Origin of the sequence: Chryseobacterium candidae (assembly GCF_004916905.1) — a bacterium.
Taxonomy (GTDB): Bacteria; Bacteroidota; Bacteroidia; order Flavobacteriales; family Weeksellaceae; genus Chryseobacterium; species Chryseobacterium candidae.
Genome location: NZ_SDLV01000031.1, coordinates 200,948 through 215,092 on the forward strand (window position 1 = coordinate 200,948; position 14,145 = coordinate 215,092).

Genomic DNA, 14,145 nt, shown 5'->3' on the forward strand with positions numbered 1-14,145 from the left:
GTAAAATATCGATTTTACAGCATTTTTTACCTTGACTTTTTTATTTCGGCAATTATCGAATATAAGATATCTATCACTTTTGGAAGAAACCATTTTCTGCATATTTCTTCAGACATTGAGGCTAAATTAGTAAGCCTGTGCCAAAAAATAACTATTTTATTTAATTAAATCTGCTGATATTTACTTTCATCGTAAAATAAATTAACACAACTTAGATCATCTTTATAAATAAAGCACTCATTCCTAAATTCCTTTCCATATGGACACTTTTCTACCTTTAAACTTTTAACAGTATAATACTCTATATTATTAACTTCTTCATCATTTTCTATATCGTACCCAGGAATTGTACTTATAAAATCAAAATTTAATATGTTATTTTTAAGAATTGACTGCCCTGTATAGAACAATTATACAACATAGATTTTTTCAACATTTTTAAAGAATGGATCTTGTCTTTTCTTGATTAACTTTCTGATAGTACGACCATCATTTACAACATCGGTAATTATAACTACATTCCTAAATTCACAATTAGAGTTATCAAAGTTCAACTGTCGTTCTGCTTCATGATGTTCATCATGTCTATAAGAATATGGTAAAAAACTATATTTTTTATTGTGCTTAATTGCGGTCTTGGTTGCAATTATATTTCCTTCGTATCCCAAACCAATTATTAGATCAATATTTTCAGGCTTTATTTTTGTTTCAAAAACATCAACGATCACATTCTTTATAAAATTCAAATTATCTTTGTTTTCAATAAGTTTTGAAACATCTATCCAATTATGTGCTCTCGAAGTTTCGCTCCAATGAAAATGCCCTGAATAGAAAATTTTAAGTTCCTTAACCTTATCATATAAAACATCCGTAAATTCTGAGTTGTAATAATTATTTTCTACTACTGGTATCTCGATAGGTACATCTGTAGAAGCAGCAGCAGCTACTGTTGGCTCAGTTTGATGATCAGAAGCCAATTCAGTTATTTCACTATCAATTTCAGGTGGCTTGTTTTTGAATATTATATATTCCTCTGGCTGATGAAAAGTCTTATTTGTTCGGATATCCCACTCATATTCAGAATCATTTCCGTGAATTTTATGTAGCGAGAATATTTTATTTTTTAAAACGATATCTTCACTAATTTGAATCGGATATACTTTATATGAAGCATCCCAATCTTTACTAGTTAAACAACCGGCATCACTAGTTGTAATTTCTCCTAAAAAAATGGTTTTAGAACTATTAGCGTGCTCGTTCCCAGTAAATATAAAATTTATACCATTTGTTAATAGTTTATCGACAAACCTTTGTCTATTCCCAGATACCCATTGACCGTCATTTTTATTTTCATATGATGATGTAAAGTTATGATGTACACAGGCTATGATTTTTTTTTCACCAACAGAGATTTCTGCAAACTCTTCTTCGAATTTTTCAATAGGAATACTGCCTTCTTTTTGTTTTAAATCAATTTGTGTACACGAATTTAGACCTAAAAGAACAATTGAATCCTCGACTATTAATTGATCAAAAATAACTTTATTTGGATCAAAAGTTCTTCCTAAAACATTTTGATAAAAATTACAAAAATTATGGTATTTAGCAATATTAACTTCTTCATTTGTTCTTGGTTCTTTTACAGAAAAAAGGTTTGCTATATCTCTTCGGTTTAAATCATGATCACCGGGAATAATTAATATATTTTTTTTCTCAATATGCAGTTTATCAATTATGCGAGTTATAAAAGATAATGCGAATTCAAATTCATTCTTTTCAGCACTATTTGTAATATCACCTGTTATAAGTAAATAAATTTTAGTATCTGGAAAATCAGAACTTATCCTGTTAATAAATTTATCGATAAAATGTATCGAAGCTTCAGTTTCCTTACTGGTAGATAGGTAATATTGAACTTTAATGGCTCCACCTCCGAATTCTTGGTCACGGGAAACATGGAGATCAGAAATATGTAAAATTATACTATTCATTCATTGCTAGCTTTTAAATTAGTGTAGATATAATAATCTAATTCTTGATTATTACTTTCGGAAACTGAAAAAATTGCTATGGTTCTATCAATATTATCAAGTTGAAGATCTTCTCGTGTCAATGTTTCTATTTTGACTAATGAAACATTTCCTAAGTATTTACCCCCAGAAAATTCAATTAGATTTTTGGTTATTTTTACCTCAGTACCTAAACATACAAGATCAGAAACAATGATATATTTTCGGTTTTCAAAATTGTGTTTTTCAAGTTTATTGTAAAGCTTGGTAATTGGTCCTATTTTATCAAAAACCAGAATATCTAAATTAAGAAGTTTAGATAAAATAGAAACAATGAAAGTACTCGTTAGACTCTGACAGACCAAAATCGGATTATTTTTTATTTCAATTTTCCATCTGATGTATATTTTAACTGCAAGCTTGTAAAGAGCAAAATATATAAAAGGATTTTCATTGCTTATCAATTTCTTCAAATCAATAAAAGAATACAAATAGACAAAAGATGAAACATGCTTTTTTTCGTAAGGTATCACATACTTTTTGATCAGTTTTTCAAAATAATTATCAAATATATTATTTGCTTTTATTTCGATATCATAAATTTCTTCATTTTCATTTGAAAAAAAATAGAACGTATCAAATCCCTCATTATCATTTTGTATATTGTTAGGATTCTCTACTGCATTTAGTGATAATGGTGTAATTAATTGACTAGAAACATTGATATAAACTAACTTAAAATTTAATTGTCTAATTTCTATTATCTTGTCAAAAATATTAGACTGGAGGTGTCTAATAAATTTAAAATCAAGAATAATATATTTAACATCTGGATCAGGATTATCCTGCAAGAATATTAAAAGTCTGCAAATTGTCTCATATTGTAAGCTTCTAATAAAAATTCCTTCATTATTATCTTTAATATAGTTAGAGGTAAATACTTCCTCGGCGTGCAAACTAAAATATAAATAGTTTGTATCTTTTATTTGTGAAACTATCATACTCTAATTATTTGGAATTTCCACTTCGATATGCACTCCTCTAAATTTCACATTAAAAAATCTTATCGATGAATACTTATAATCTTCATTATACTTGTTGCAGATGTTTTCGTATAATAAAATAAAATGTTCAAGTATGGAGTTTTTTATTGATACCATTGTGCCTTGCCGAGACTCTAAAGAAACTCCATCTATTAATATTTCTCTATGAATATTAAATAGTTGATTTCTAAGATTATTAAGTTCAGTCAGCTCCTTTTGCATTCTATTTGATACAATAATCTGGGCATTTTCTGAATGTAATCTAAAGTATCCATTTGAATTGAGAACAACTGACACCATTAGATCAAATAACCCTTTTCTATCTTTAAGTGAAGAATAATATAGTGTTTCAAAAATAAAATTTAAGTTTTCTAAAATTTTAGAATTGATACTTAAAATTTTGACTTCTTGTAACCGTGAAATTAATTCAAGCGATTTGTATAAGTTGTCTTCACTTTTAGTTTTTAAAGATTGGATTAAACCAATCCCATTATCCGAGATCGAAAATTTTGTAGCAAACTTATTAACAAACATCAAAGCAAATGTATTTGATTTTGAATGCAATACACCATTTGTGATTAGTTCAGCTAAGATCTCGACATAAAACTCAATACTACCAGATGTATTTTCATTATCAAATAATAAATCTTGAAAATGATCCCGGACAATATAGGTATATTCAGAAATCAAATAGTCTCTTTTTTCATCTTCTTTTTTATAACTATCTAGTTTAGCATACAAATTATAATCATTAATTGAATAGCAACGGACTTTGTGCTCCGGCCTTAAATCTTTATTTATAAAATCGCCAAGATACTCTTCTTTAAACTTAAGAATGTTCCGACCATTAGGATAATAAGGATTTTTGTTTTTTCCGGCAATATAGAAGAAATCGCTTTTATATAAAAAGTTTAACACATTCTTAGTCGCTAGATTATTATATAGTGATAAATCAATAGGTTTTTGGTAAAATTTACTTAATTGTTCAACCAAACTTAAAAGTAATGGTATTGTTATAGGTTCTATTTTATAATCAGAGTCATAAACTAATGTATCACCATTTTCAACTAGTTTAAAACTTATATCTTCATATTCCTTTAGATTATACGCAACTTCAGTTAGAAATCTTGTATAAAAAGAAAAAGGAGTTAATTTTTCACCATTTTTTAGGATGCTAACCATAATTTTGAAGGTTTCTAAATTTTAAAATTTGAGGCAAAAATAGTTACTCTTCACAAAAAAGTGACTTCTTAATGCATAAAGACAAATGTAACAAATTAAATGATAGAATGAACGGTAACAAAACCCATTAAATATTAAAAAAACAATTGTGTTTTTATAAGATAATTTATATCTTATTGAGAGAATTAGATAATACTTAAACGGTTCAAATCTATATCTGTCAGATTAAATATTGATTAATTCCTTATCTTTTTCTGGTTATAGCCGATACGTTACCCAAATTCATAGCCTCTTCCCGATTTGATGTTACATCTAATGAGATTTTACTATCCATAGTATTTATAGGACTCACGTTCAATAAAGTATTATATAGATCTTTATTCTCTTCTGCCCTGTCTTTTACATGATCTATATGCTTATTAATTTTAAGCTGCTGCTCTTTTTCTATCTTATATTGAGCAATTAAATTATCTTTTATCCCAGGAAGCTCTTCCAGCTTTTTATCCAATTCAGAAATTTTATCCTCTGTAGCCCTGGTTTGCTTCTCAATTTCTGTAACATTCACTCCTTTTTCAGCTAAATGCTGGATTGCTTTTTGAACTTCTTCTCTTGCCAGCTCTATCGTTTTTTGATAAGATGGAAGCTGATTTTTCCAATATTCTGAGTCCTCTCCTTCCTCTTTGGAGTACCCTAAAATCCTGTTATAACTATACTCTGCTTTGGTCACTCCCTCCTGAACTTTGATAAAATCTTCATACTTCCTTAATACAAAGGCACTATCTGCAAGGTGTTTGTTTTTCTCACTTTCAATTCGTTTTTTCATCAATTCAATTTCAATATTAGCCCTTGTTTCTGGATTGGTAATAATTGATGTTTTGAGTTCCTGGGTACTGATGTCAGAAACATCCAAAACATCCGCCCCTTTTTTCATCGCTTCTAAATATCTTGCCTGCTTAGCCTGCAATTTTTGAAGCATAAAGACATCAATGCTGTCATTAGTCAGCATAAAATTGACACGGATATTTTCGTTCCTGTTCCCTTGTCTCCATATTCGTCCTTCCACCTGCCGTAGAGAAGTGAAATTATAGGGTAAAGAAAGGAGATACAGATCGGTTGTATTTTCCTGAAGATTCATTCCTTCCTGAATAGCTTCGCTGCCAATAATAATTTTAATTTTCCCAGAATTAAAATCATCCTGGATTTTTAACCTGTTAGGTTTATTTGTTGCTCCGGTAATGATTCCAATCTCTTCAGGTTTATAGCCAATTTTCTGTACAAGATATTCTTTCAATTTATGAAATTCTGCAACTGCTAGTTCTGAATAAATAATCTGTCCTGAATCCGGAATGTCTTTTTTATTCTGCCGGATCAGCTGCATCGTCTGCCTTAGCTTCGGAGAATTTTCTATAAATTCCCGTATTGAAGGCTCTTCTCCATCATAATAAGGTGACAAATACGGAGAAATGGCAATCAACCTTGCATTAAGGATATGGGTAAGAATCGCTCCTTTCTCCGTTTCACTAAAGCTTTCATTAAGTAAATCATATTGCTCTTTCGTCAGATCATTTTGTTCAATTTTAAATTCCTTGTTGATTTTGTTAGGTCGTTTCAGCTCGGGATTGTCTTCTTCTCCTTTGATATCAATAAATTCTGAAAGCAGCTGCTGAAACAAAGAATTATTCTTAAACCTACGGACATTCGCTTTGAATTTCACATCACCTTTGGCATCAATTTCCATATCATTATCTGCCTCCATAAAGGTTTCAAAAAATGTATTGACATTGAAGTAGCCGGACTCTTCCAGACGTTTATTAGCGATCAGGGATAAAATCGAATAATATTCTAAAGGCTTATTGGTGAAAGGGGTAGCAGAAAGCAGAGTAACGTTCCTTCCATTATTCTTGTCCTGAATGTATTGTGCTGCCATCCATGTATTGATTCCCAATTTGGAAGTCTGCTGGTTCTGGCTCCTGAAATCCGATGCAAATCTCCGGTCTTCTACTCTAACCTTTCCTACAATATGATTGGCATTATGGACTTCATCATAAGTAAGATGGTCAAAGCCAAAATCTTCCCAATCATAGATTTTACCACGCCTCATTTTTCCCTCCAGTTCTTTTCCTTTCTCCAGTTCTTTCTGAAAATCCCTTTCGCTAATGGAATTAACACTTTTTAGTTCACTTTCTGAAATGTAAGAAAATCGGGAAGCCAGCTCCTGAGTAATATTTTCAGAAAAACCGATATTATTAAAGCCTTCATAGGTCACAATGGTAATCTCTCCGTCCTTGTTATCAAACTTTGAGAGATCATAATCTTTACCCAGGTTTCCCAGTATATTCACTTTCGCATGAGGAATGGTTTCAAAAATTGTTTCCACCCATTGTTTGAGAATACTTTCGTTCGGAACAACAATTAAAGGTCTTTTTGCATTTCCACGCTCCATAGCTTCGTGCATAGATAAAATTCCGGATAAGGTTTTCCCAAAACCAACCTCGTGAGCTAATAATCCAACTCCTTTTGTAGTTTGTCTTCCGATTCCTGCTTTCTGAACCTCGGTTAGTTTTAATTCTCTTCCTTTGAAATTAAGATGAATTTTAGAAAAAAGAGGGAATTTGGCATAATCAGGAACATGAATATTATTATAGTTTCTGTTAAAGTCTTTTACGAAACGTTGTCTTAATTCATCCGATAATTCTTCTCTTAAAAATTTATAAAACAAATCATTAGCAGCAGCTTTTCTCCTTTCACGGACGAGAGCATTTCTTTCCTTATCACTCCCCGTAACCGTTTCATTATCCACAAAGCCTCTAACTTCCCACCACGATGATCCCGCAAAGGCATCACTGGGTAAACTGCTTACAAAATCCTTAAATTTCTCTGCAAGTGTATAATTTTCCGTGACAGGCTCTGTACTTTTTGTAATTGAATTATATCGTAACCTTTCAATAGTCCCTAAACTAAATTGATGAATGAATTCATGGTTGGGGCTGATATAAATTTCATCAAGGGATTTAGATTTGGGTAAAACGCTTTCCAGTAGAGCCTTTTGCTTTTCATATTGATGTTCGGTTCCGCCAACAGCATATTTATCTGAAAAGTCTCTTTCTAATTGTTCCAACTTTGCATAAATATTCCCTTCGGCATAGTAAAAGTCATGTACCCATTTTCCACCTAAGTAGTTAGCAAATTGATAATGCTTTCCTCGATTATGTAAAGTTCCGTCATATGAGGTATCTCTAAAGGCTTCAATCTGTGCCTTAGAAAGATCAGAACTGTTTTGAAGCGAAGAATTTACAATTTCATCGGGTTTGAGGAATTGATACTTTAGAACTCCTTTTTTAAGCTCCGGCTTGGTCTGAATTCTATACTCTGTATTTTTTTCATTTTGAGACTGAATAATTTTCTCCGCTTTTTGGAGAATTTCATCAATTTGGCTTTGATCGAATTTCTTTGGCTCGCTGGCAATTTGGGATTGAATCTTCGTATACTTACCAATCTCCTTTACAACTGCCGGAGATTTGAATTTTACAGAATTAAGTGATGAAAGTACTTGTTCCACTTTTCCCCGGACTTCAGTAAGATCTATCTCACCAGGCTCAGAATCTTTAATTTTTTCCGGTTGAACCATCGAAACCTTATTTTTTAAGGTGATTTTAGGTTCTTGTTCAGCTTCCAGGAATAAATCTTCAAAGAGATTCCCGATTCTTTCGGTTTCCTTTTTGCCCCTCAGCTGTTCAATTCTTATTAAAGCCTCCTCTAAATTTCCGTGGACATAGTTTTCCTGACGCCCGAACCGGTTGGTTTTCTGCCGGGTTTCGCCAAGAATTTTCTCGGGATTAATTTCAAAATAACTGGAAATATCCGTGGAAATTTTCTGAGAGTCTTTTCTTAGAATAATAATATCCGTACCAATACCGGTTCCGGCAAAAGCACCACTAGGCAAACGGTATCCCTCAATCAATTCGACATTTTTCAATTGGTTTTGACGGTTGAGCCAACCCGATGGAAGCACCATTGCCAGAATCCCACCGGGCTTTAAGGAATCTAAAGAGCGTTTAACAAAATAATCTTCATATTTTGAGATTTTCGGCTCTTCACCCAACCCTTTGTACAATCCCCGATGATCACCATAGGGAGGATTACCGATAACCAGATCATATTTTTCGGAAAATTCTTTTTTGTCACCTTTCTCATCAATAAATTCAGTTTCAAAGGAACGAAGATGGATCTCTGCTTCGGGATGAAGGATTTTTGCAATTTTTGCTGTGGTGTCGTTGATTTCAAAAGCCGTAATATTGGTTTTTACTCCTAGGTCTTTTGCAGCATAGATAAAGTTTCCTGTTCCTACGCTGGGTTCCAATACTGAAATTTCCTGATGGTTTTTAAACCGGTCTTTGATTAAATTGCGGACAGCATCTACAATCCTTGAATCGGTGTAGTATTCATCTAAAATCCCCCTGCCTTCCTTGGCTGTACCACCGCTTTTGAACTGACTACAAATATCTTGCAGCTCATCTGTCAGAATAAAATTTGCCTTTAGAGAAATTTTGTGATTCCCCAAAACAAAGCAAGCTGCGGAAACCACTTCCGCAACTTGCTCATTGGTCAGCTTCTGACCGCTATACTTTGAAACGAGAATATCTACATCCTCATTATTTTTATGGGATAAATCTAATCCTGATCTATTGGATAAAGCTCTCCCGGATACGATTCCGCCCACGGAATGTTTTCTTCCTTCATTTTCTTCATCATTTTGCGGTTGTGCTCTGTCATTGGATCTTCCTCTTGTTCCGCTTCCCAAATCGCTCCGCTTTGTGCCTTCAAATCCATTTCCAGCATGGTGGCTGCCCATAGCTTGTCCTCCCGGGTGATTTCCGTTTTGCCCGGATTGGCTGCTTTGGAGAGGCTTTCCAGAATTTCGTTCAGAAAGTTCGGATCCCACGTGCTGAGTGTTGGGAATTCCGTTTCGTTTATTATTAAGGTTTGCATCTTCTGAATTTTTTGGTTCGACTAAAATAGTATTTTTATTTTGAAGATCTAGTTTGTTTTCTAAATACTCACTTAGGCTTTGATTACCGTTTTCTGAGATTCCATATAAGGGACGGATGTCCTTTATATTTTTCCCGTTTAATTCATTAAGGATTTTCAGGGTCATTATATTTCCTATCCGATCTCCATCCAGGCAAAGGAATATTTTCCCCTCATAGTTCTGATACCTGTTCATAAACTTTTTGGTATTTGCACCGGAATGAAGGGCAACAAGGGTTCTGCTATTATTCTGATTATTTAATTTCAACAGTTCCAGAAACGAATCCCTGTCCTTACTGCTGTTAAAAACAATCAGTTCATTTTTATTCCCTTCTATTACGGAAATATCATCGATGTTATATGCTAGCTGATTTTCATTCACTTTCCCGTTTTTTTACAAAATGATTAAATTCAAATATTTCTTTCGCAGTATCATCCCAGTTTTTTCTGGGCAGTAATTGAAGCGTTACAAAAACGTCATCCTTTTTATTATAGGAATCAATACGTTCCAACCGTCCATGATAGTCTTTTTCTGCATGTCTGTACAGTGAATAAGGTAAAATGGTATCTGTCGGATACATATAGAATCTTGTATACGTCCAGGGAGAATTAATTTCAAATCGCTTGTATTTCTTATGGAATAAAACCGTGTCTGGCAGGTTTCTTCTGTTCCTGTAGTTGGGAATCCATGCTTTTGAAAACACTGCTCCCTCTTTCTTTTTCCAAACCAGAAGAGGCTTTTGTTTTCTGGAAAGATCAGAAAAGATAAGATCGCGCTCCATCGGGTGAATAGGATAACAAAGTGAGTCCCTGATATAGTACACCTGTCTGTTAATTTCAGGAAATGAAAGGTCCGGAACATATTCTATTAGCTGATCGTGAGAATAATTTATTTTCGAGACATGAAAACTCTGCATATTATCCAGTCCCTTGGATGCATCAAAATAGACATTGGAAATCAAATCAATTCCGCCTTTCTCGGATTTGATTTCTTTGTGACAGGAACTGATAGTGAAAAGAAAAAGCAGGTATGGCAGTATTAAGTGTATTTTCATATGGGTAGATTTTAAAAAAGCGGCAAATCATCATCAGACTTACCGCTTTCAGATAATAGGTAGGAAATTTTATCGTTTGATGCTTTGCTCTCTTACATTGGCTTTATCATGTTCTCTCTCATCTTCCAAACCCTGTAAAGGTTTGTTGGTATTGATCCTGTTCATATCCATATCATATAGGTTCAGGTTTTTATATTGGGGATTAAGAACTGCTTTTCCTTCTATAACCCCGTCATCCAGTTCAAATTTCACCTTAACCACGTTTCCTTTTTCCAAAGATTTTATCGTATTCTCCTTATATTCAGGCTGAGCAAAGACCAAATTGGATTTTTCTACAATTTCTGCGGTATCAATACCATAGTTTTTATAAAAATTCTGGAAATTATAATTGTCTTTTTCGGTCTTGGGCTCTTTAAAATCAAGCTTAACAAAGGCAGGTTCCACCTGGTCTGTTTTCGGATTGTGAAATTCTATTTTCACGGAACGCCCTTCCAGCAGATTAACGGCCTCTTTAGCAGTAAAGGTGTTTTCTTTGCTCACATAAAAATTGTGGGAAAAACTTTCATCTTTTTCATTTTTCAGCGTTGCCAGGTAAGAATTAAAGAAAGCACCTCCATTTTCGCTTTTATTGAATTTCAAAACAAAGTCTACGGTATTTCCGGACAGTGCCTTATCTGAGACTGCCTTGATTTCAAACTGCTGTTTGGGAGACTCAATACCTTTTTCCAAATCTTCGTGAAGTGTTGAATCTTCGCCAAAGCCAAGGTATTTTAACTGGTCTTTTAGGTATTGAACCTGATCGAATTCTTTTGTTGTTTCCATAATGTTGGGATTTTGATTGTTATTAATTGATTTATGATGAATCAGGGCCAGAAGTCTTTTTATTTCACTATCAATAAAAGACATAGCAATGATATCATCGTTCACTTGTTCTATTTTATACTGTTCTTTCTTTAGCTTTAACAGATTTTCTAATTCGCCATCTGACAGATTCATTAATTCACTGCTGCTATACCCTTCGATGGTAGTTTCCACATGGGGATTATTTTTTTCCATTTGAGGGGACGATGTTATTTCATACGTTTTCCTATCATTATTAGCATGAATTACTGATTGATCTATATTAATGGCTTTAATGGTAGCTTTAGTTTCAGCAGAAAACCGATTAGACAGGTCATGCACTAAGACTTTGAATGCATCAGGTGCACTTTCGACATTGGATTTATGGACCATATGAATATCAAAATTGTACCTGTCAAAAACTGAATAAGCATTTTCTAAAAAAAGGTTATATTTATCTATCTTTATCTTATAGGATTCCTTTGCTTTCTCATAAAAAGATTCTCCCCTATCATAAGAATCATCCATGAAGTCGTAAAAATCAGGCTGTAGTGGCGGTTCTGTAAAAATGTATGTCAGAACTTCCTTCTTTAACGATTCATCTGCATTTTGAAGAAATAATGCCAGTTCCAACGTCTTAATAGATTTAGGATGGGTAAAATCAAACATATTTTCCTGCTCTTTTTCATAGTACTTATTAAGCATATCCTTGAGTTCATCAAGCTTCAATGCTCTGTTCTCTGCAATACCTAAATTCTCTTGTATAACATTTCGAGTACCGGGATCAAAACTTAGATTATCTTTAACAGATTCATTCCTGATATCTTTTGTCATTGCTTCACCGGTTACTGATTCTATCCTTTCAGGATAAGAAACATTCATTTCATTTTTAGAATTTTTATACCCAAGAATCGCTAAAAACTTGATTTCTCTCGCCGTAAAGACTCTCTCACCATCCTGAAAAAAAATTTCAGGTGATATATTTTCTTTTTCTTTTACAAAATCTTTATAAGCCCGGGTTATAGGAGTAATATTCTTATCATACCAGCTTAAATCATTTGTTGTTCCCATAATGTCTGGATTTTGATTGTTAGTAATATGATCCTGCAATTGTTGTTGCCCTAAATTGATGGGTCGTAAATCAAATGGTTCGGCATCCAGTCCGTAATCAAACGTATAACCGATAGCTTCGCATTCTTTCTGAAAAATCTCACAATCATTATAATCAAGTCCCCAGTACGCTGCTTTTTCCTGCCATTTATCACAGACCGCCTTCAATTCTTCCTGAAGAAGGCTGTAATCTTCAAATAAATCCATTTTAAAATTTTATTTTGAGATTTATATATTCTGAAACAGTTTATTAGAGGCATCCATAGGATTTATCTTCTAAACCTTCGTTTTTCTTCTCGCTCCTGCTCTTCTTCATCTCTCATTCGGTTGGCATCCTGATAGAGATCAGGATCATTTACATTCAAACTGATATCAGATTTTTCTTGTTTTTGAGAATCATCATACTGCCTGGCAAGAATTCCATCAACTGTATCTATCTCTTTAGAGATAATATTCAAATCACTGGTAATTTCTTTAGCTATCTCCGGCGGAAGTTCCGCTTCCAATTTATTCCGGATGAATCCTTTAAGCTTTAGTAACTCATTTTTATATCGCCTAGTTTCAGTTGCATCTCTTAGATCAGCAATAATAGCCGTCAACTCTGTTGTATGCCTGATGAAATCAAACTCGACCACTTTGCCGGTTTCCTGATCGAAAATAAATGCTTTCTTTTCCAACGCCGAAAGCTCCGGTGGCAATTTATTTGAGAACCCCTTGATATCGGAGTATTCTATTCTTGTTTCACTGTTTTTAAGGATTTCAGGAAGGCTTTTATCCCTTTCCAGGAAGATAACTTTCAGCTGAGTATTATTATCCGTGAGCTGAAAAGTTGCCCTGTTTTTATCGTTGTCAGCGACAATGGTGTATCCCTGTAGGAATCTCTGAATATCTTCTGCACTTAGTTTTTTAGAAAATGTATGGTCTTCACCAATAATTCCATATTTTTTCAGTTCGTCTGTAGGTAAATTGCTGTTTTTCATTGTTAATTTATTTTAGTAGGGCTTGTATAGAGCCGTATCGTTATTATGATAAGCTGCCATGAGATGAGTGGCTTTTATTAAATCATTTAAAAAATGAGCAGGGTTAATACTTTGTCCAAATTCTTTCACCGAAAAATGCAGGTGAGGTCCTGTTGAATTTCCGGTATTTCCGCTTCTTCCTAAGATAAATCCGGCTTTTACCCTTTCTCCTACTCTATAATAAATTTGAGACAGATGCAGGTAAGCGGTTTCAAAGCGGTTAAAGTGTCGTATTTTAATATAATTGCCCCCGCCACGCGGATCCCAGCCTGCTGCCGTTACGATTCCGTCCATGACAGAATGTACATTTTCATAATATGCTTTCAGGTCAATACCGCTGTGCATTTTCCGGGCTCCGGAAATAGGATGAACCCGCGTACCGTAAGAAGAAGTGATTATCATCTTACCCGCTAAAGGCATAACGATTTTTGATAAAGATCCTTTAGGTTCCTCTACAAAATCATATAAAGCCTGAGAACTTTGATTTTTTAAAGGGTCTTTTTTCAGTTCGGCTCTAAGCTTAGTGGCTATTAGTAAGGAATCTCTCATTTTTTCGTATCGTGCTTTTCTGTCATTATTCTCTTGACGATATCCTTTCATAAGGGTTTTCAAGGAATCCAATTCATTTTTTAAATCCGTCTTTGTCGTCGTTTTGAAGATTCTCTCCCAGAAATTTTTTCTATTTTTTTGCTCAGGAGAGTTCTCTTCTTTTGCAGTTTCTATACGGATTTTATTTTCCGGCTTTTGGGCCTGTACAAGTGTTAATGTATTGAATTGGGCAAACGTAAAGCTGCCTGCAAACAGAAACATTGCAACTATCATCCTATAAATCCGGATATCAATTACTTTACTCTTCATA

8 protein-coding genes are annotated in these 14,145 nt (G+C 33.6%); all 8 read right to left on the minus strand.

Translation table 11 applies throughout. The annotated features are described in order from the left end of the window. Positions 1–410: 410 nt before the first annotated feature. Positions 411–1,991, minus strand: coding sequence for a metallophosphoesterase (locus tag EK417_RS15945; protein ID WP_136522691.1), 1,581 nt, complete (start codon positions 1,989–1,991; stop codon positions 411–413). Then, entirely contained in the window at positions 1,988–3,010 is a 1,023-nt protein-coding gene (locus EK417_RS15950; RefSeq protein WP_136522692.1) for a hypothetical protein, read from the minus strand. Before EK417_RS15950 ends, EK417_RS15945 begins: the two co-directional genes overlap by 4 nt. 3 nt (positions 3,011–3,013) lie before the next feature. Beyond that, positions 3,014–4,234, minus strand: coding sequence for a hypothetical protein (locus tag EK417_RS15955; RefSeq protein WP_136522693.1), 1,221 nt, complete (start codon positions 4,232–4,234; stop codon positions 3,014–3,016). A 244-nt stretch (positions 4,235–4,478) separates the two neighbouring features. Next, positions 4,479–9,644: a helicase-like domain-containing protein gene (locus EK417_RS15960; RefSeq protein ID WP_136522694.1), complete on the minus strand. Its 5,166-nt coding sequence runs from the start codon at positions 9,642–9,644 to the stop codon at positions 4,479–4,481. Beyond that, positions 9,637–10,317: a hypothetical protein gene (locus EK417_RS15965; protein WP_136522695.1), complete on the minus strand. Its 681-nt coding sequence runs from the start codon at positions 10,315–10,317 to the stop codon at positions 9,637–9,639. Before EK417_RS15965 ends, EK417_RS15960 begins: the two co-directional genes overlap by 8 nt. Before the next feature lie 69 nt (positions 10,318–10,386). Continuing rightward, the gene (locus EK417_RS21320) at positions 10,387–12,474 is read right to left on the minus strand and encodes a hypothetical protein (RefSeq protein WP_181446083.1); all 2,088 of its coding nucleotides are present in this window, start codon (positions 12,472–12,474) and stop codon (positions 10,387–10,389) included. Between the two features lie 62 nt (positions 12,475–12,536). Then, positions 12,537–13,247 (minus strand): hypothetical protein, encoded by a 711-nt coding sequence (locus tag EK417_RS15980; RefSeq protein ID WP_136522696.1) that lies wholly within the window; start codon positions 13,245–13,247, stop codon positions 12,537–12,539. Positions 13,248–13,259: 12 nt separating this feature from the next. Next, complete coding sequence (locus EK417_RS15985) at positions 13,260–14,144, minus strand: M23 family metallopeptidase (protein WP_136522697.1); 885 nt, start codon at positions 14,142–14,144, stop codon at positions 13,260–13,262. Position 14,145: the final 1 nt, after the last annotated feature.